This window comes from Hymenobacter nivis, assembly GCF_003149515.1.
Lineage (GTDB): Bacteria > Bacteroidota > Bacteroidia > Cytophagales > Hymenobacteraceae > Hymenobacter > Hymenobacter nivis.
Window position 1 is genome coordinate 1,894,879 of the sequence record NZ_CP029145.1, and the last position, 18,096, is coordinate 1,912,974.

At 63.3% G+C, this 18,096-nt stretch carries 17 protein-coding genes; 6 read left to right on the forward strand and 11 right to left on the reverse strand.

Annotated features, from left to right (window positions below; genetic code table 11):
- Positions 1-66: 66 nt before the first annotated feature.
- Positions 67-903, reverse strand: a complete 837-nt coding sequence (gene murI / locus DDQ68_RS08235; RefSeq protein WP_109655865.1) for a glutamate racemase — start codon at positions 901-903, stop codon at positions 67-69.
- Between the two features lie 105 nt (positions 904-1,008).
- Here murI and DDQ68_RS08240 point away from each other — a divergent pair, with 105 nt between their 5' ends.
- Positions 1,009-1,236 carry a hypothetical protein gene (locus tag DDQ68_RS08240; protein WP_109655866.1) on the forward strand — a complete coding sequence of 76 codons (228 nt, stop codon included), beginning with the start codon at positions 1,009-1,011 and terminating at the stop codon, positions 1,234-1,236.
- Here the strand turns inward: DDQ68_RS08240 and DDQ68_RS08245 are convergent.
- On the reverse strand, positions 1,233-1,766 hold the full coding sequence (locus DDQ68_RS08245) for a GNAT family N-acetyltransferase (RefSeq protein WP_109655867.1): 534 nt from the start codon (positions 1,764-1,766) through the stop codon (positions 1,233-1,235). The genes DDQ68_RS08240 and DDQ68_RS08245 overlap by 4 nt on opposite strands.
- Before the next feature lie 8 nt (positions 1,767-1,774).
- Positions 1,775-2,458 (reverse strand): arylesterase, encoded by a 684-nt coding sequence (locus DDQ68_RS08250; RefSeq protein ID WP_109655868.1) that lies wholly within the window; start codon positions 2,456-2,458, stop codon positions 1,775-1,777.
- 340 nt (positions 2,459-2,798) lie between these two features.
- On the opposite strand from DDQ68_RS08250, the gene DDQ68_RS08255 reads away from it, so the two are divergent.
- Entirely contained in the window at positions 2,799-3,506 is a 708-nt protein-coding gene (locus DDQ68_RS08255; RefSeq protein WP_109655869.1) for an ABC transporter ATP-binding protein, read from the forward strand.
- Positions 3,499-6,057 (forward strand): ABC transporter permease, encoded by a 2,559-nt coding sequence (locus tag DDQ68_RS08260; RefSeq protein WP_342767445.1) that lies wholly within the window; start codon positions 3,499-3,501, stop codon positions 6,055-6,057. The genes DDQ68_RS08255 and DDQ68_RS08260 overlap by 8 nt, the downstream gene beginning before the upstream one ends.
- A gap of 249 nt (positions 6,058-6,306) precedes the next feature.
- On the opposite strand, the gene DDQ68_RS08265 is transcribed toward DDQ68_RS08260, so the two are convergent.
- From DDQ68_RS08265 to DDQ68_RS08275, 3 genes are all read right to left on the reverse strand, one after another.
- Positions 6,307-6,990: a PA2169 family four-helix-bundle protein gene (locus DDQ68_RS08265; protein ID WP_109655870.1), complete on the reverse strand. Its 684-nt coding sequence runs from the start codon at positions 6,988-6,990 to the stop codon at positions 6,307-6,309.
- A 145-nt stretch (positions 6,991-7,135) separates the two neighbouring features.
- Entirely contained in the window at positions 7,136-8,176 is a 1,041-nt protein-coding gene (gene dinB / locus DDQ68_RS08270) for a DNA polymerase IV (protein WP_109658367.1), read from the reverse strand.
- 511 nt (positions 8,177-8,687) lie between these two features.
- Complete coding sequence (locus DDQ68_RS08275; protein ID WP_162549942.1) at positions 8,688-9,116, reverse strand: hypothetical protein; 429 nt, start codon at positions 9,114-9,116, stop codon at positions 8,688-8,690.
- 109 nt (positions 9,117-9,225) lie between these two features.
- On the opposite strand from DDQ68_RS08275, the gene DDQ68_RS08280 reads away from it, so the two are divergent.
- On the forward strand, positions 9,226-11,139 hold the full coding sequence (locus DDQ68_RS08280) for an ABC-F family ATP-binding cassette domain-containing protein (RefSeq protein ID WP_109655872.1): 1,914 nt from the start codon (positions 9,226-9,228) through the stop codon (positions 11,137-11,139).
- 70 nt (positions 11,140-11,209) lie between these two features.
- On the opposite strand, the gene DDQ68_RS08285 is transcribed toward DDQ68_RS08280, so the two are convergent.
- Genes DDQ68_RS08285 through DDQ68_RS08295 form a run of 3 tightly spaced genes read right to left on the reverse strand, consistent with a single transcriptional unit; the run spans position 11,210 to position 12,176 of the window.
- A complete protein-coding gene (locus DDQ68_RS08285) occupies positions 11,210-11,734 on the reverse strand; it encodes a hypothetical protein (RefSeq protein WP_245897380.1) in 525 nt (174 codons plus the stop codon).
- Between the two features lie 4 nt (positions 11,735-11,738).
- A complete protein-coding gene (locus DDQ68_RS08290) occupies positions 11,739-12,005 on the reverse strand; it encodes a hypothetical protein (protein ID WP_109655874.1) in 267 nt (88 codons plus the stop codon).
- Between the two features lie 3 nt (positions 12,006-12,008).
- Positions 12,009-12,176: a transposase family protein gene (locus DDQ68_RS08295; protein WP_162549943.1), complete on the reverse strand. Its 168-nt coding sequence runs from the start codon at positions 12,174-12,176 to the stop codon at positions 12,009-12,011.
- A 312-nt stretch (positions 12,177-12,488) separates the two neighbouring features.
- On the opposite strand from DDQ68_RS08295, the gene DDQ68_RS08300 reads away from it, so the two are divergent.
- Positions 12,489-14,120, forward strand: a complete 1,632-nt coding sequence (locus DDQ68_RS08300) for an amidase (protein WP_245897381.1) — start codon at positions 12,489-12,491, stop codon at positions 14,118-14,120.
- Between the two features lie 251 nt (positions 14,121-14,371).
- On the opposite strand, the gene DDQ68_RS08305 is transcribed toward DDQ68_RS08300, so the two are convergent.
- Positions 14,372-15,670 carry a metal-dependent hydrolase family protein gene (locus DDQ68_RS08305; protein WP_109655876.1) on the reverse strand — a complete coding sequence of 433 codons (1,299 nt, stop codon included), beginning with the start codon at positions 15,668-15,670 and terminating at the stop codon, positions 14,372-14,374.
- Between the two features lie 96 nt (positions 15,671-15,766).
- Positions 15,767-16,294, reverse strand: a complete 528-nt coding sequence (locus tag DDQ68_RS08310; protein ID WP_109655877.1) for a GAF domain-containing protein — start codon at positions 16,292-16,294, stop codon at positions 15,767-15,769.
- Between the two features lie 774 nt (positions 16,295-17,068).
- Between DDQ68_RS08310 and DDQ68_RS08315 the strand changes: the two genes are divergently transcribed.
- Positions 17,069-18,022: an alpha/beta fold hydrolase gene (locus tag DDQ68_RS08315; RefSeq protein ID WP_211320250.1), complete on the forward strand. Its 954-nt coding sequence runs from the start codon at positions 17,069-17,071 to the stop codon at positions 18,020-18,022.
- Positions 18,023-18,096: the final 74 nt, after the last annotated feature.

Consider the following 18,096-nt stretch of genomic DNA (forward strand, 5'->3'; position numbering starts at 1 on the left):
AATAGAGTGTCCACCTGATGACAAAGGGGCGCGGACCCCTATTTTGCACCAAGCGGACGGCCGCCGCTACTCCCAGAGCGGGTAGTGTTCGAGCTGCACTTCCTGGCCGAAGAAGATGCGGGTGCTTTCCTCGAACGAGCGGGTGAAATCGGACACGTAGAAGTGGTGGGCCGGTGGGGCCCCGGCGGCCGGCGCGGCCAGCAGCTGGCGGGCCCCCAGGGCCTCGGCCACGGTGGCGGCCACCACGTCGGAGGGGTCGAGTACGGCCACGCGGCCCTGGTAGTAAGCGTCGATTTGGGGCTTAATGAGGGGGAAGTGGGTGCAGGCCAGCAGCAGGGCATCAATACCTTGCAGGGCCGGGTGGTCAAGGTAGGCGCGGATGATTTCCTCCGATACGCGGCCCGCGAAAAAGCCTTCCTCAATCATGGGCACGAGCAGCGGGGTAGCCAGCGCGTGCAGGTCCACGCCGCGGTCGAGCTGGTCGATTTTTTTGCGGTAGATGTTGGAGCCCACCGTTTGCTTGGTGCCGATGAGGCCCACCGGCCGGCCGGCGTAGTGGCGACCCACGTGCTGCACCACGGGGTCAATCATGCCCACCACCAGGGCTTTAGACCCCACGTACTCGCGCACCAGCTCGTAGGCCGCGGCCGAAGCCGAATTACAGGCAATGAGGATAAGCTTACAGTGCTGGCGCAGCAGCACATCGCAGATTTTGACGGCGTAGGCCTGGATGGCGGCAGTGCTTTTCTCGCCGTAGGGCAGGTGGGCCGTATCGCCGAAGTACACCAGCCGCTCATGGGGCAGGCGTAGGGCCACGGCGCGGGCCACGGTGAGGCCCCCGATGCCGGAGTCGAAAACGCCAATGGGCTGGGCGGCGGGGTCGGGAGCGGCGGGTGGGGTCATGAGGCAAAGGTAGCGGGCGCGGCTAGGCGCGGCGGCGGCAAGCTGCTTGTTTTCGCCGGGCTGGGCCCTACCTTGCCGCCTCCATTTCTTGCCCGTTTGCCCGTTATGAGCACCGTTTTGGTTGAGATTAACAACGCTTTAGCGGCCCACGACCCGAGCCGGGGCCGGGCCGTAGCCATCTACTTGGGAGCCCATAAGTTCACCCAACTCACACTCGACGCTGCCCGGGCCCCCTTGCCCGACCTCAGCACCGACGCCGGCCGCCCCCTCGCCTACCGCCACCTGGAACTGCTGCGCGACGAAGTGAACGCGGACGGCCTGCGGGTGATTTAAACAGCTTTGACAGCCAGCCGCTCCAGCAGTAGCACGTCGCACCCGTGGTAGGCGGCCCGGCCAAACTCCTGGTAGCCCAGCTTGGCCGCCAAGCCCCGCGATGGCGCGTTGTCCTCGTCAATGAGGCACACGGTGCGCGGGGTGGGCAGGTGGGCATCACCCCAGGCCAGGGCGGCCTGAGTGGCCTCGGTGGCATAGCCGCGGCCGTGGACGTGCGGGGCCAGCACCCAACCCATTTCCGGCCAGCCTTTTATGGAGGGCGCGATGGCGCGCTGCCACTCGCCAAAGCCCACGTTGCCAATGAATTGGCCGGTGGCTTTTTCCTCCACGGCCCAGTATCCGTAGCCGTACAGGGCCCACACGCCAAGGTGGCGCAGCATTTTGGTCCATACCTCTTCCTCGGGCAAAGGCCGGCCGGCGAGGTAGCGGTAAAACGCCGGCTCCTGCCACATGGCCACGAACGGCGCCAGGTCGGCCGGGCAGTGGCCGCGCAGCCGCAGCTGCTCGGTTTCGAGGACGGGGATGGTCATGGCCGGCGTTATTTCAGCAGCGGTTGCAACGTGTGCCACACCGTGCGGGCCACGATGCGGTGCCCGGCCGGCGTGGGGTGGATGCCGTCTTTCTGGTTAAGCTTCGGGTCGCCGCCCACGCCCACGAGCAGGAATGGAATGAGCGCCACCTTGTTCTTGTCAGCGATTTCCTGGTAGAGATTCTTAAAATCAGTGGTGTACGACTGGCCCAGGTTGGGCGGAATTTGCATGCCAGCCAGCACAATTTGGGCCCCGGGGCTGCGGCGCCGCACCGTATCGATAATGCCTTGCAGGTTCGCGCGAGTGGAGCTAACGGAGATGCCGCGCAGGCCGTCGTTGCCGCCCAGCTCCAGCACAAACACGGCCACCGGCTGACGCAGCACCCAGCCCACGCGGCTGCGGCCGCCGGCGGTGGTTTCGCCGCTCAGGCCGGCGTTGATGGTTTCGTAATTCAGCTTGGCGGAGTCCAGTTTCTGGCCAATCAGGGCGGGGAAGGCTTCTTCGGGGTCGACGCCCAGGCCGGCGGTGATGCTGTTGCCGAAGAAGAGGATGCGCTTTTTGGTGTCGGGCACGGGCGCCACAGCGGGGGGCCCTGCGGCGGCGGCAGACGTTTTTTCGGCGGGCGAATTGGAGTTGCACGCGCCCAGCCCGAAGGCGAGCAGCGCGGCAACCAGCGGGAGCGGCAGTTTCATGGCAAAGGTTTGGGGCGAAAGGCGGCGCGTGGGACGAAAGTTTGCGCCGATCCTCAAACGATGCGGGGGCCCCGGCCGTTATGCTGACGCTGGCTGTAAAAAAGATAGAACGTCATGCAGGGCGCAGCGAAGCATCTCTACTGCTCAACTAACCATAGTTACTGCCGCAGTAGAGATGCTTCGCTGCGCCCTGCATGACGTTCTATTTCTGTACGATGGCCTATTGGCAGCACGAGTGGCCTTGTGTGAACCCAAACCTGTTGCTCAAATATCCGCCTCGCTTCCACGTCTACCCTGGTTAGGCCCCCGGGGCCCTTCCCTACTTCGCAATTCGTTACTAATGAGCATTCTTAAAGTCGAAAACCTCACCAAGTCGTACCCCAGCACCGAGGGCGCGCCGCTCACAGTGCTGCACGGCGTCAGCTTTGCGCTGACCGCGGGCGACACGTTCGCCATCGTGGGGCCCTCGGGCTCGGGCAAAACCACGCTGCTGGGCCTGTGCGCCGGTCTCGACCGCGCCACTTCGGGCAGCGTGTGGCTCAACGGCATTCTGCTGGATAACCTGAGCGAGGACCAGCGCGCCGCCGTGCGCAACCAGCATGTGGGTTTCATTTTCCAGAACTTCCAGCTGCTGCCCACCCTCACGGCCCTCGAAAACGTGCAGGTGCCGCAGGAGCTGCGCGGCGAAAAAGGCAGCGCCGCTTCGGCCCGGGCTCTGCTGGAGCGCGTGGGCCTGGGCAAGCGCGCCCACCACTACCCGGCCCAGCTTTCGGGCGGCGAGCAGCAACGCGTGAGCCTGGCCCGCGCCTTTGCCAACCGCCCGGCCCTGCTCTTCGCCGACGAGCCCACCGGCAACCTCGACCCTGATACCAGCGACACGGTGGTAGACCTGCTTTTCGAGCTGAACCGCGAGGCCGGCACCACGCTCGTACTTGTGACCCACGACCTAGAGTTGGCCGCCCGCACCCAGCGTACGCTGCGCGTGCGCGGCGGCACCGTGCAGGACGATGTGCGCAACCAACCCGTTAGCGTCCAGGCCCGTGCATAGCCCCCCCACGACGGAAGGCACGGCCGGCTGGGGCTGGCTACTGCGCATGGCCTGGCGCGACAGCCGCCGCGGCCGGGGCCGGCTACTGCTGTTTGTGGCCGGTGTGGCGCTGGGCATTGCGGCGCTGGTGGGCATCAACTCGTTTGGCGACAACCTGGCGCGCAGCATCAACGAGCAGGCGCGCGAGCTGGTGGGCGCTGACTTGGTGCTATCGAGCAACCAACCGTTTGATTCGACTTTGGTGCCGGCGCTGCGGCGGCTAAGCCCGGTGCAGGCGCAGGAGCGGGCGTTTGGCTCGCTGGTGCAGTTCCCGCGGGTGCAGGGCGTGCGGCTGGCGCAGGTGCGCGGCATCACGGGTGGCTTTCCTTATTACGGCGACTGGGATGTGCAGCCGCGCGCGGCCGTAGCGGCCTTTCGGGCCGGCTGCGGGGCCCTGGTAGATGACGTGCTGCTCAGCCAGTTCGGGGCCCGGGTAGGCGACTCGGTGCGGGTGGGACGGCTCAGCCTGCTCATCATCGGGAAGGTGCTGCACACGCCGGGGCAGTCGGGCCTGGGCAGCGCAGTGGCCCCCACGGTGTTCGTGCCGGGGGCCCAGGTGGCGGCCACCGGGCTGGTGCAGCGCGGCAGCCGGGTGCAGTACCGGCAGTACTTTCGCTTCGCGCCGGGCACCGACGTGGCGGCCCTCATCAAGCCCTTCGAAACCCGTTTCGACCGGGCCAACATCGACACCGACACCGTAGCCAGCCGGCAACAGCGCACCGGCCGAGCCTTCCACGACCTCACGCGCTACTTGAGTTTGGTGGCCTTCGTGGCGCTGCTACTGGGCTGCGTGGGCGTAGCCAGCACCGTGAGTTTGTACGTGCGCGAGAAGCTGGCCGCCGTGGCCGTGCTGCGCTGCCTGGGCGCCAGCGGCCGCCAGGCGCTGCTCATCTACCTGATTCAGACGGCCGGGCTGGGCCTGCTGGGGGCCCTGATTGGGGCCGCGTTGGGGGCCGGGGTGCAGGCGGTTTTGCCACGGGTACTCGGCGATTTTCTGCCGGTGGCGGTGCGCGTGGGCGTATCGTGGCCGGCCATTGCCACCGGCGTGGGCGCGGGGCTGGGGCTGGCGGTGCTCTTTGCGCTGCTGCCGCTGCTAAGCATCCGGCGGGTGGCGCCGCTACGGGTGCTGCGCGCCGCCTTCGAGGCCGACACGGCCGCGCCCGACCCGCTGCGCGGGCTGGTGCTGGGCGTACTGGCGCTGGGCATTCTGGGCTTTGCTTACCTGCAAACCCACGAGTGGAAGCTGGCCCTGGGCTTCGGCGCGGGGCTGGCGGCGGCGCTGGGGGCCCTGGCCGGCCTGGGCTGGGCCCTGACGTGGGCCGTGCGCCGCTACTTTCCCGGCGGCTGGGGCTACGTGTGGCGCCAGGGTCTGGCTAACTTATACCGCCCCCAAAACCAGACGCTTACCCTGATTATCTCCATCGGCCTGGGTACCTTCCTGCTAGCTACGCTCTACCTCACCCAGGGCCTGCTGCTCAGCCGCGTGGCCACCGCCGACGCGGGCAAACAGCCCAACCTGGTGCTCTACGACATCCAGCCCGAGCAGCGCGCCGGCGTGGAGGCTCTGCTCACGCAGCGCGGCCTGCCCATCGTGCAGCGCGTGCCCATCGTCACGATGCGCCTCTCGGCTATCAACCGCCGCACCGTCACGGAACTGAAGCGGGACACCGCCGGCGGCAAGGGCATCCCGGCCTGGATTCTATCGCGCGAGTACCGCGTGACGTACCGCGACACGCTGAGCCCCAGCGAGAAGCTGACCGCCGGCACCCTCCCCCGCCGGGGCCCTGACGGCACGCCCTACGTGTCAGTGGATAATTCCTACTTCGAGCGCGCCAAGCTCAAACTCGGCGACACGCTCACCTTCAATGTGCAGGGGGCCCCGCTGGTGGCCATCGTGGGTGGCACCCGCGAGGTGGACTGGAGCCGGGTGCAAACCAACTTCCTGGTGCTCTTCCCCAAAGGCGTGCTGGAGGGGGCCCCACAGTTCCACGTCATCCTCACGCGCACGCCCAACACGGCGGCACTAGGCGCGGTGCAGCAGGCCCTGGTGCGGCAGTTTCCCAACGTTTCGGCCCTCGATCTGGGGCTGATTCTGCAAACCGTGGACGACATTCTGAGTAAGATTTCGTTCGTGGTGCGCTTCATGGCGGGCTTTAGCATTGCCACCGGCCTGCTGGTACTGGCCAGCTCGGTGGTGGTGAGCCGCTACCAGCGCGTGCGCGAAAGCGTGCTGCTGCGCACGCTGGGGGCCAGCCGCCGCCAGATTTTGCGCATCACGCTGGTCGAATACGCGCTGCTGGGGCTGCTGGCGTCACTGGCCGGCATCATGCTGTCGGTGCTGGCGGCCTGGGCCCTGGCGGTGTGGGTATTCGATTCGCCCTACACCCCCAACCTGCTGCCGCTGTTGGTATTAGCAGGGGGCGTAGCGGGCCTCACGGCAGCCATCGGCCTCTTCAACAGCCGCGACGTGCTGACCCGCCCGCCGCTGGAAGTGCTGCGCGCCGAAGGCTGAGCCGAAATGGGCCCCGGGCCTTTGTACTGAAGCTATTTAGGAAGCCGTCGGAAATAGCCAGAACGTCATGCTGAACGCAGTGAAGCATCTCTACCGCTTCGCAGGAGCCGTTCAACGGAGCGGTAGAGATGCTTCACTACGTTCAGCATGACGTTCAATAGACTTCATAAATAGCCTCGGCTAGACTGAAAAAGCCCCCGGTGCAACCACTATAATGGTCGCGCCGGGGGCTTTTTCATGTCAAGCCAACTAGCGCTGCTGCGCCGTCAGCTGCTTGAGGTGCTTGTAGGTTTTCTTCGACTGGCCGAACTGCTTTTTCACGGCGTCGCGCATTTCGCCTTTGAGGGCTTTGCGGCGCAGCGCCTTTTTGTAGGCCCGGATGGCCCAGCGCTCGCCAAACACGTTGGCAGCCAGAATGGCCTTTTCGTCGTGGCCGGTTACGGCAGCTTGGGCATCCATCAGCTTGCGGTAGAGCTTGCCTTTGAGCGTGGTGCCGGTTTCGCGCTCGCCACCCAGCTTGGTTAAGTAGCTGTTCAGGGTGCTGGCAAACTGTTGGCTCTGGGCCACCAGCAGTTCGTAGTAACTGCGCAAATCGCCGTCCTTAGTTTCGGCCACGGCGCGCTTGTAACCCTCGATGCGGTCATTCACGAACAGCAGCAGCTCGTCGAGGGCGGCGGCTTTGCGCTTGGCTTTGCCTTTTTCCTTGGGCACCACCAGGTAAGTCAGGCCCAGCGCCACCAGGGCGCCGCCCACTATTTTCTGGGTGGTACTGAGCGAATTGAAGCCGCTAATGGTTTTGTCGCTGGCTTCTTTGAGGGAAGCAGGCACTTTGTCGAGCAGGTCGGCCACTGGGCCATCGGTGAGGGCGTGCTGGGCTTGGTCGAGCAAGTTTTTGGCCTGGTCGGCAGGCGCGGAATTAATGGGCTGGGCCATGGTATTGAAAAGGATTTATTTAAGAACACTGTATATACGGCCCCAATCCCAAACTCGTTAAAACCTCGCGGCGGGCGTTTTTTTTAGGGCCCCGGCATTGGCCAGCCGTCGGCCCCGCTGCTGGCGGCAGCCGGGCGGCGGGGCCCTACAGCCCCAGGGCTAGCTGCTGACCCACGGCTTCCACCGCGGGCACGAGGTTGGAGAGTGACACTCCCACCAGGCGCACGCCCTGCGGCACGGGCAGCAGCGCCCGCAGCAAGTCGTGGCTGATGGCCGTTAGCTGCTCGGGGCTGGCCACGGGGCCCACCAGGCTGCGGCTGCGGGTAATCTGCTGGAAGTCGGCGTACTTCACTTTCAGCGTGGCAGTGCGGCCCAGCAGGCCGGCGCGCTCGCAGTGGGCCCACACCTTGGCAATGCAGGGCCCCAGGCCGGCGGCCAGCTCGTCAAATTCGCGCCGGTCGTGCTTAAACGTAGTTTCCGCGCCCACCGATTTGCGCGGGCGGTCGGCTACCACGGGGCGGTGGTCTTCGGCCCGGGCAATGGCGTAGTAGTAGCCGCCGGCCTTGCCGAAGTGCTGGCGCAGCAGCGCCTCGGGCTGGGCCCGCAGGTCGGCCCCGGTGAAGATGCCCAGCCCGTTGAGCCGCGCCGCCGTGGCCGCCCCGATGCCGTGGAACTGCCCCACCGCCAGCCCTTCCACAAACCCGGGGCCCTGGTGCGGCCGAATCACAAACTGTCCGTTGGGCTTGCGGTAATCGGAGGCCAGCTTAGCCAAGAACTTGTTATAGGAAATGCCCGCCGAGGCCGTCAGCCCGGTTTTCTCGAAAATGCGGGCCCGGATTTCCGCCGCGATGCGCGTGGCCAGCGGCTCGTTTTGCAGGTTCTCCGTCACGTCGAGGTAGGCCTCGTCGAGCGAGAGCGGCTCAATTAGCGGCGTGTACTCGGCGAAAATGGCGTGGATTTGCCGCGACACTTCCTTGTACACCTCGAAGCGCGGCGGCACGAACAGCAGCGCGGGGCACTTGCGCCGCGCCACTACCGCCGGCATGGCCGAGCGCACCCCAAACTGCCGGGCCTCGTAGCTGGCGGCCATCACCACGCCCCGCTCGCGGGCCCCGCCCACGGCCACGGGCCGCCCGCGCAGCGCCGGGTCGTCGCGCTGCTCCACGGAGGCGTAGAACGCGTCCATGTCGAGGTGAATAATTTTGCGGGGTTCGGGGGCGGGCACGGGAGTGCGTAAAATTAGCGCACCAGCCCGGGCGGCCGGCTTTTCGCCCGCTGCCCGGTAACCGCTAGGACCACTTAGGGCCCCGGTCAGGCTTCTCCGCGATGGGTTTGGTTATCTGCAACTGGACTATGTAGCCGTCCCCCACGTCCGCAATCAGCAATTAAAATAGGCACAGGTTTTTGGCTATTACGGGCCTTGCGTTAGCTAGTCCATTTGCTTCGGCACGCGCCCTTGCTGAAGCCGCAGGGCCCTAGCAGCGGCGCCAGTTGCTGGGCTGCCGGGTGAAGTCGGGACACTCGGGAAGTCTATGCAAATGGCTATTCTCCGCAGGTTATGCGGAGAATACAAGGGGTATTATCCGCATCAGCCTTAGCAACCGCCGCGACGGGTGGCGTCGGTAGTTGCTAAAAGAGCGGACTATAGAGAATTATAGGGTAAATAAATAGAAATAATACCTATATGAATACCAAGTTTATTTTACTACTCGAGTGGTGACTTCAGTCTGAATTTTCAAACTAATAATTATAAAAACAACGCCCATAGTGTTCAGAACGAGTTGCGAAATAGCAGTAACCCCTTCCCAAAAACTATGAATATTCAAGATAGACATGGTTTTGAAGTTAGAAGCGATACTTAATGTAATAAATAGGAACAATCCAACTTCTAGCAACTTGGCCCACAAATATCCTTTTCTGACACAGTATGCACATCCGAGTACAAGAAGTACGCTCAGTAAATAGGCGAACACGAATTGCGCTTGCGTGAAAGGCGCGTAACCCCAAGAGCCATCCTTGGTAATAAAACTCCCCATCATAATATTGCCTACAATACTAAATGCAGATTGCAAAAACAAAGCGTTGGAGGCAAGAATATCATATCTACGCTGTTTGATTGTTCTCATTCAAAGGAGGAAAAGGGAGAATTCAAAACTACTGTGCTAATTCTCAGCTATCGGCAGAATTAGTTCTGGCTACCTAACCCCGCCCGCCCCGGCCGTACCTTTGCGGCCTATGAATCTGTTATCTGCCGAGAATATCTCGAAAAATTACGCCGACCGCTGGCTGTTTAAGGACCTGAACTTTGGCTTGCAGCAGGGCCAGCGCGTGGCCTTTGTGGGCATCAACGGCACCGGCAAAACCACGCTGCTACGCATTCTGGCCGGCCTGGAGACGCCCGATACCGGCCTGGTGAGCACCCGCAAGGGCATCCGCGTGACGTACCTGGGCCAGCAGCCGGTGTTCGATGAAAGCCTGAGCGTGGAGGAAACCATCTTCGCCAGCCAGAACGACACGCTCAAGGCCATCAAGGAATACGAGCACGTCATCAACGACGCCGACCACAAGGCCGATGACTTGCAGCGGGTGCTGGAGCGCATGGACGCGCTGAACGCCTGGGACTACGAGGCCCAGGTGCAGCAGATTCTGGGCCGGCTGGGCATCCTGGGCGAGCTGCTGACGCGCAACGTGAGCAAACTTTCGGGCGGGCAGCGCAAGCGCGTGGCCCTTGCCCGGGTGCTGATTGAAGAGCCGGATGTACTGCTCCTTGACGAGCCCACCAACCACCTGGACTTGAGCACGATTGAGTGGCTGGAGAACCGGCTTTCCTCCCCCACCCTCACGCTGCTGATGGTGACCCACGACCGCTACTTCCTCGACAAGGTGGCCAACGAAATCGTGGAGCTGGACAAGGGCACCATGTACCGCTACCAGGGTAATTACGCCTACTTCGTGGAGAAAAAGGCCGACCGTGAGATGCGCGAAGCCACCGAAGTGGAGAAGGCCCGCAACCTGTTCCGCAAGGAGCTGGAGTGGATGCGCCGGATGCCCCAGGCCCGCGGCACCAAGCAAAAGGCCCGCATCGACGCCTTCTATATCACCAAGGAAAAGGCCAGCACTAACCTGAGCAAGCAGCAGATTGAGCTAAGCGTGAAAACCACCCGCCAGGGCGGCAAAATCATCGAGGCCGACCATCTCAATAAGAAATTTGGCGACCTCACTGTGCTTGATGATTTCAGCTACGTGTTCAAGAAAAAGGACCGCATCGGTTTGGTGGGCCCCAACGGCGTGGGCAAGTCCACCCTTATGAACATGCTCACGGGCAAGCTCGCGCCCGATTCCGGCACCATCGATGTAGGCACGAATACCGTATTTGGCTACTACACCCAGACGGAGCTGGAATTCGACCCCTCGCAGCGGGTGATTGACATCGTAAAGGAGGTGGCCGAAGTAGTGGAGCTGGCCAACGGCGACGTGCTCACGGCCAGCCAGTTCCTCAACCTGTTCCTGTTTCCGCCGGCCCAGCAGTACACGCTGGTGAACAAGCTGAGCGGCGGCGAGAAGCGACGCCTTCAGCTGCTGCGCGTACTCATCAAGAACCCCAACTTCCTGATTCTTGACGAGCCCACCAACGACCTGGACCTGGCTACGCTCAACATCCTGGAGGATTTCCTGCTGCACTTCGCCGGCTGCCTGCTCATTGTCAGTCACGACCGCTACTTCCTCGACCACCTCGCCGAGCACCTGTTCGTACTGGAGCCGGGCGGGGCCGTGCTGAACTTCCCCGGCAACTACACCGACTACCGCGACTACCTGGAGGAGCGCGAAACCGAAGCCGCTTTGGAGGCCGAGGAGAAAGCCGCTAAGGCCGCCCGCGCCGCCGCCAAGAGGGCCCCCGCGCCGGTGGCCGCGCCCGCCCCAGCGGCCCTCGCCAAGCGCCGCGCCACCTTCGCCGAGAAGAAGGAATACGAGCAGCTCGAAGGCATCCTGGCCCAGCTCGAAACCGAGAAGCAGGCCGTCACGGCCAACCTGAACGGCGGCAGCGGAACCCCCCAGGAATTCGCCGCCTGGGGTGCCCGCCTCCAAGCCGTGGAGCAGGCGCTAGCCCAAAAAGAGGAGCGCTGGCTGGAGCTGGCCGAACTGGTGTAGGGCCCCCAGGCGGCGAATTCCTGGGGGAACCTCACCACCGGGGAAACTTCACCACCGGCCCCCAGAGCTATTAACTTCTGGTGTTGGGGGGTAGAAACTGTTTGTAACTCTGGGCGAAGTAGCGTTGGGCATAGCTCACGACTTGGTGGACGTGGAGCAGCAAATAGTTCAGGACTAAAGTGTTAAAAAGGGCCGTGTTCGCCGCCCCCACGGGGTGGCGAATGCTATTGGTATCCTGCTGAAAGTGCACATCGCGGGTGCGGTGCGGCTTATTTTCGATGCCCCCGTACCCGCGAATGCCGGCCGCCAACTCGGCCACGGGTGTGGCACGCAGGCTGGTCAGGTAGTAGCGCGTCTGCCGGCTCATTTGCTGGTCCCGCTGCACGGTCTTGACCACCACCACCCGCGCCAAGCCAGTCCAAGCGGCTTGCAGGTCGGGGTCGGCACAGGAATAAACGCTTATCCACCAAGTGCATAAGGCGCCAATGCGGCGTTTGGCCACGCAGACCGTATCCAGAGCCGGGGTGGGGTCGGCCTGCTGCTGGGCCACGATATAGGCCCGTAGTTTAGGCTGGTTATCTTTGGTTTGCAGCACGTAGTCATTGCCGCTGGCTACGATGGCAGCGGCTGTTTTTTTGGACGTGCAGTGCGGCAAGCGTCAGCACCGGGCCCCAGTCCTGGAAATCGGTGAGCAGCGTGCGCAACAGGGCCAATTCGCCCGTTTTCTTGTCGGTGTAGTCTTGCAGGGCCACCGTGAGGCCCGTGCGCTGCGCGTAGGGGCTCACCACCGAGATGAAGGTTTGCCCGGCCGCCTGCACCGTCGAGCGCAGGCTTTGGCCATCGCCGGCCACCCAGTCGCCGGCCACGGCCTAGGCGTTGAAGCACTGACCAAAGGCGTGCGCAAGCGCTTTTTTGTCAAGTGCTTGCAACACTTTACGCACGCTCACGTGCGAGGGCAGGCCGTGGGCCAGGGCGAAGTAGCCCGTGAAGAAGGCGGCATTGCTGCAGCCGAACTGACTGATTTTGTGGTAGCCCACGTAGCCGCTGGCCGTGGCCAGGAAGATGAGCTAGAGCAGGGCCGGCAACGGGTAGCGTTGGCCTTGCCGACGACGAGGGTCCGTCATTTGGACAAAAAAAGCAGTTAATTCCATGAGGCTTACCCGGGTTGAATTGGATAGAACCTACTTGCTCCCCAGAAGTTAGCAGCTCTGGGGCTAGGGGGTGAGGTTCCCAGGCGGCGGAGCGCTAGAACTTAACGGCTCTACCTCCCCAGAACGACCAACAAAAAATGACTCCCCAAAACGGCATCCACAGCGAATTTCGGTTGCTTAGGTCGTTATTGCCTGCCTATGAAACTCTTTCTGAAAACCGGCCTGTACTTCGGCCTGCTCCTGTGGGGTGCCTTGCTGGGAAGTAGCTGCAACCAAGCCCCGCGTGAGCAGCAGGCCGCCCGCCCGCCCTTCGACGTAACCGAGGCCTCGATTGCCGACGTGCAGCAAGCCCTGAAGCGGGGCGACTGCAACTGCGAGCAGCTGGTGCAGGCCTACCAGGCCCGCATTGCCGCCTACGACCAGCCCACCAAGCTCAATTCCATCGTCGTCGTCAACCCGGCGGCCCTGGCCACGGCCCGGCAGCTCGATGCCGAGTACCGCCGCAGCGGCCGGCTACGGCCACTGCACTGCATTGCCCTGATAGTGAAGGACAACTACAACACGGCCGGCCTGCAAACCACAGCCGGCTCGCGGGCCCTCAAAGGCTTTGCGCCCACCACCGATGCCACCATGGTGAAGGCGCTGAAAGCCGCTGGGGCCATCGTACTGGCCAAGTCCAACATGGCCGAGTGGGCCTTTAGCCCGATGGTGACCATCAGCTCCATCGCGGGCGAAACGCGCAACGCGTACAACCTGGCGTACGTGCCGGCGGGGTCGAGCGGGGGCACCGCGGCGGCAGTGGCCGCCAGCCTGGGCACGGCAGGCTTGGGCACTGACACCGGCAACTCTATCCGCGGGCCGTCGTCGCACAACGCCCTGGTAGGGTTCCGGCCCACGCTGGGGCTGCTGAGCCGGGCCGGCATTGCACCGCTGTACCTGCGCAACGATACCGGAGGGCCCATAGCCCGCTCGGTGGCCGATGCTACCCGCCTGCTCGACGTGCTGGCCACCGGCCCCGACCCCGCCGACCCGCTCACGAGCGCCGGCGCCGGCAAGATCCCGCCCAAAGGCTACCTCCAGTTTTTGCAGCGGGACGGGCTGAAAGGGGCCCGCATCGGCGTGCTGCGCACGCTGAGCGAGCGCCACCCCGACCCGCAGGTAAAGGCGCTGTTTGAGCAGGCGGTGGCCGACTTGCGCCGCGCCGGGGCCGTGGTGGTCGATGTCGAAATTCCGAATTTTGATCAGGTGAGCAAAGACCAGTGGTGCGCGGTATTCAAGCACGACATCAATCAGTACCTGGCCGCGCTGGGCCCCACCGCGCCAGTGCACACCATCGACGAGGTGCTGGCTTCGGGCCAGTATTCGGCCTACATCAAAGGAAATTTGCAGGATGAGCTGGCCCATGGCACCACGCCCAGCGCCGGCCAGGCGGGCTGCGGCGAGGCTTATACCGACCCGCGCCGCATCGCGTTCCGCCAAGCCGTGACGGCCGCCATGGACCGCCAGCAGCTGGGGGCCCTGGTATACCCGACCTGGAACAATCCGCCCGCCAAAATCGGCGATTGGAAGGGCTACCTGGGCGATAACAGCCAGCTCATTGCCCCGCATACCGGCCAGCCGGCCTGCAGTTTCTGGGCCGCACGTTCGACGAGCCCACGCTCATCAAGTACGCGTATGGCTACGAACAGGCCACCCACCACCGCCGGGCACCGGCGCGGTTCCCGGCCCTGCCGGCGCCCGCCCGCAAGTAGCCAGCAGCTGCGCCGTGCCCGGCCAGCAGGGCGGCCCCAACTGGCTGGCTGGAGCGGCTTTTCGCCTGCTTCCGTGTGAGCTACTGACTATACTCGTCACGAAGTAGGGTGCGGGGCTTGTCCCCGCCCGTCGTTGAACGGAAGCCGACGGAACCGTTCAACGACGGGCGGGGGCAAGCCCCGCACCCTACTTCGTTTTCGCATTCCACTTTGTGAGCAGTATAACTGACGCTTAGCAAAAGCAAAATACCGCCTGCCCGCGCTTTTCAGAGCCTAACAGCTCTTCCCACTCCCTGATTTGAGACTAACAACCACCCCTCCCCGCTTGAGTTAGCGCGGCGCGGGGGCGGCCGGGTGGGTATCGTCGAAGCCTATCTGGCCGGCTTTCATCACCCATTTAACGTGGTCTATCACCACGTTGATGTCGGTGGTCGGGTCGCCCGCAACGGCTACCACGTCGGCCAGATAACCGGGGGCAATGGCCCCCAGATTTTTTTCCTGGCCCAGCATTTCGGCGCCGGTCGTGGTGGCGGTTTGCAGCGCCTGGGTGGGCGTCATGCCGGCTTTCACGAACCAGGCCAGCTCGCGCGTATTTTCTCCGAAGCCCGTGAAGACGGCATCGGAGCCCATCGCGATTTTCACCTTGGCCTTAATGGCCCGCTTCAGGGTTTCGAAGTTTTGCGCCACGTAGCCATTCAGCGCGCTTACCACGGCCGTGTCGTAGCCAAATTCGGTCCGGTGGGCGATATAGTACTTGTTGTGCTCGACGGTGGGCACGTAGATGATGCCTTTTTTCGCCATAATGGCTAGGGTCGGCTCATCAATGTCGATGGCGTGCTCAACCGTGTTGGTGCCGGCCCGCACCGCGTCGCGGGCCCCGGCGGGGCCGTAGGAGTGAATAGCAATGCGCTTGCCGGCAAAATGGGCCACGTCGGCCGCAGCCTTCATCTCCTCGTAGGTAAAAGTCTGAAATCCAGTAACATCTTTATCACTGCCAGTCGAGCCGTACATCTTTATCCAGTCGGCCCCGGCGGCTATTTGCTGGCGGGCCACGCGCTGCACGGCCTCCACGCCATCGCACTGACCGGCGTCGGGGATGGCCCCCACTTTGTAGGGCGAGCTGCTGATATGCAAGCCATTGCCGGCCACGAACATACGCGGCCCCACCATAGCCCCCCGGTTGATGAGCTCGCGCAGGGCAAAGTCCATATTATCGAATGAGCCCAGGTCGCGCACGGTGGTAACGCCCGTGGCCAGGGCCTTGCGGGCGTTTTCCTGGGCCAGAAACACCGTCACGGCCGGCCCCAGGGTACCCAGCTGCGCCCAAGGGGTGGTACCTGGCGCTTTATCCCAATAAAAGCTCATGTGCGTGTGCGCGTCGATGAGGCCAGGAATAGCCGTGTACGCCCGCAAGTCGATGGTTTCGGCCCCGGCGGGAATAGCCACGTCCTTAGCCGCCCCCACGGCCACGATGCGGTCGGCGCGGACGAGCACCACGGCATCGGTGAACACCTTGCCGCGGCCATCCACGACCTTCCCAAAGCGAAGGGCCTTGACTTGCGCGCGCAAAACCACGGGCGACCCCACCGAAAAAAGGGCCAGGAGCAGCAGGGAGCATATTTTAGGCATGAGGGATAGCGGGCGAATGTGAATGGATGTGGAAGGTGCGGCAATATGGCATCAAATACGCCCACCCCCTGCTTTATCGCCGCGCCGGGCAATGCCTCAAACCTTTCCGAGCCCGCGCATGTAGGCCTGCACCACCGGTAAGAAAAGCGGCACGGCCGCATCGAGGTAGGCGCGGTCGGCCGCCGACCAGTGGCGCGGGTGGCCAAACACGCAGGGCTGCAAGATGCCCCAGAGCTGGCCGTGGTCAACCAGGTGCGCGTGCACCAGCGCCCGGTGGCCGAAGATAGTGCGCTCAAATTCCTGGTTGAGTACCTCGGGACCCGCCGCGAATACGTCGTCGACGAACACGGAGGGCCGGGCGGCCAGCGCGGCGCGGAACAGGGGGTCTTGCTTGGGCAAGTCGCCGGTGTCGTCTTGCCAGTCGTGGCGCGGGTCGGGCACGGCCGCATCGAGGCACCACGCGAAGGCAATGCGGCCACGGCCCTGGGCCGGGTCACGCACGTAGAGAAAGCAGCGGTCGGCGCGCAGGTGGGGGCCTACCAGGGCGAGGGCGCGGGGCAGGGCCTCGGCGGGCGGGGTGGCCGCCAGCACGGCGGCGAGTTCGGCGAGGGGAGCGTCGGGCATAGAAAGGGGCTGAAATGACTGGTAAGGGATACGTGCGGAAGCCTCGCACGGCCGGAACCGGGCGGTAGCTGTATATTTTTGAAATTAAGGATTTGGTAGTCAATTTTTTTAGCAGGGATTCTGCACCAAACCCTGTGCATTTTTAGGGCACGTTTCATAGCAGTGCACGTGTTTTAAGAGGCTATCCGAACAGGCGTTGGGCGGGCTGCCGGGGTTGAGCCAACCCACCTAACCCGTATTCGGATAACCGCTAAAAGGATTAGAAGTAAAGAGTTAAAACACAAGTCGAAAGGATTTTAACCCTTCACTTTTAATTAACTGATGTTACGCACCGCTTTGACATATTGCGTGGGAAGGGAATTTGCTAAAGCAGCTGAAGTCCCTTTCTGAAGCGTAGGCGCAATCAGTGCGTGACATCAGTTAATTAAGTACGCTCGCATGGGAACCGCTCTAAATGCCACGTTTAGAAGCACTCGTCACTTCGGGCGTCGGCGAAGGAAATCGGAGATGAAAAGTGCTTCCACGTACTGAAAAAGCAACGCGTAAAATTTGATACGGAAGCCCCGATTTTTTAATTTTTAATTTATCCTTTTTAATTTCTCACTCGAATTTAAAAAATGCTTCCGGCCCGGCAAAGCCCCCCTTGCCCATCCCTCCCGCGGCGCTAATACCCGGCCCAGGTATTTCCCTGGTTGGCTGCCTACCTTGCCCCGGCGAGTCAGCGCTGCCGTGCCAGCCCGTGCCATTCTTTCCCCAGATTCCCCCGCATTACCGATGCAGCTATTTCGAATGACCTGGCGAGCAGGCTACGCAGCGGCCCTGGGCGGCCTGCTGCTGGGCTGGCCGACCCTCGCCACCGGGCAGGCCCTGCCCCACCAAACGGGCAAAATCCCAACCGAGCAGGTGGCGCTTGGCTACGAAACGTTTGGCGCCAGCAGCAGCGCCCTGCCGCTGCTGGTCGTCAACGGCGGGCCGGGCCTTTCCCACGCCTACCTGCTGCCTACTGACGTGTGGAAGCAGCTGGCGCAAAAGCGCCGGGTGATTTTTTATGACCAGCGGGGCACGGGGGCATCCAAGCCCGTACAAGCGGGCGCGCCCCAAACCCTGGCGGCGCAGGTAGCCGACCTGGAGGCCCTGCGCAAGGGCCTGGGCCTCGCTAAAGTCGTGCTGCTCGGCGATTCTTACGGCGGGCTGCTCACCATTGCTTATGCCAGCGCTTACCCCGAGCACGTGGCCAAGCTGGTGCTCTCGAATGCGGCGGGCAGCAACCTCAACACCCTCGTGCACCTCTTCGACCAGGTTTTTCCGGAGACGATGGCCGCCGAGCGGCAGCAAAAGCAGCCGGCGGTCGTCACGCAAGCCGCGGCCGAGGCCAGCATGCGCACCCATTTCAACCTGCTCTTCTACTCGGCGGCGCAGCGCGACTTGTACTTCAAAAAGCTGGGCCCCATCCACAACGTGGGCCTGGAGCCGGCGGTAGGGCAGGCCGTGGGCGAGGATGCCGGCAAGGCAGATTTTACCCCCAAGCTGGCCGGCTTCAGGTTTCCTACGCTGGTGCTCACCGGGCGCTACGACATGAACGTGGCGCCGCTCACCGCCTGGCGCTTGCAGCAGGCAATTCCGGGCGCGAAAATCGTATTTTTCGAGCAGAGTGGGCATTTCCCCTGGTTTGAGGAGCCCGCCAAATACCGCACGGTAGTAGAGCAGTTTCTGGATGCGCCGCGCTAACCAGCTACCTCGTCCGGCTACGTTCACACATTGATCAGTTGGTGCATAGCCGTGGCCGGGCACACCCCACGCAG

What these genes read in the sequence shown, in the direction of transcription:
- DDQ68_RS08315 (WP_211320250.1), top strand. Translation starts at nt 17,069, where the DNA reads ATGCAGCTATTTCGAATGACCTGGCGAGCAGGCTACGCAGCGGCCCTG.
- DDQ68_RS08275 (WP_162549942.1), bottom strand. Translation starts at nt 9,116, where the DNA reads ATGAGAACAATCAAACAGCGTAGATATGATATTCTTGCCTCCAACGCT.
- DDQ68_RS08250 (WP_109655868.1), bottom strand. Translation starts at nt 2,458, where the DNA reads ATGAAACTGCCGCTCCCGCTGGTTGCCGCGCTGCTCGCCTTCGGGCTG.
- DDQ68_RS08305 (WP_109655876.1), bottom strand. Translation starts at nt 15,670, where the DNA reads ATGCCTAAAATATGCTCCCTGCTGCTCCTGGCCCTTTTTTCGGTGGGG.
- DDQ68_RS08300 (WP_245897381.1), top strand. Translation starts at nt 12,489, where the DNA reads ATGAAACTCTTTCTGAAAACCGGCCTGTACTTCGGCCTGCTCCTGTGG.
- DDQ68_RS08265 (WP_109655870.1), bottom strand. Translation starts at nt 6,990, where the DNA reads ATGGCCCAGCCCATTAATTCCGCGCCTGCCGACCAGGCCAAAAACTTG.
- dinB (WP_109658367.1), bottom strand. Translation starts at nt 8,176, where the DNA reads ATGGACGCGTTCTACGCCTCCGTGGAGCAGCGCGACGACCCGGCGCTG.
- DDQ68_RS08310 (WP_109655877.1), bottom strand. Translation starts at nt 16,294, where the DNA reads ATGCCCGACGCTCCCCTCGCCGAACTCGCCGCCGTGCTGGCGGCCACC.
- DDQ68_RS08240 (WP_109655866.1), top strand. Translation starts at nt 1,009, where the DNA reads ATGAGCACCGTTTTGGTTGAGATTAACAACGCTTTAGCGGCCCACGAC.
- DDQ68_RS08245 (WP_109655867.1), bottom strand. Translation starts at nt 1,766, where the DNA reads ATGACCATCCCCGTCCTCGAAACCGAGCAGCTGCGGCTGCGCGGCCAC.
- DDQ68_RS08280 (WP_109655872.1), top strand. Translation starts at nt 9,226, where the DNA reads ATGAATCTGTTATCTGCCGAGAATATCTCGAAAAATTACGCCGACCGC.
- murI (WP_109655865.1), bottom strand. Translation starts at nt 903, where the DNA reads ATGACCCCACCCGCCGCTCCCGACCCCGCCGCCCAGCCCATTGGCGTT.
- DDQ68_RS08255 (WP_109655869.1), top strand. Translation starts at nt 2,799, where the DNA reads ATGAGCATTCTTAAAGTCGAAAACCTCACCAAGTCGTACCCCAGCACC.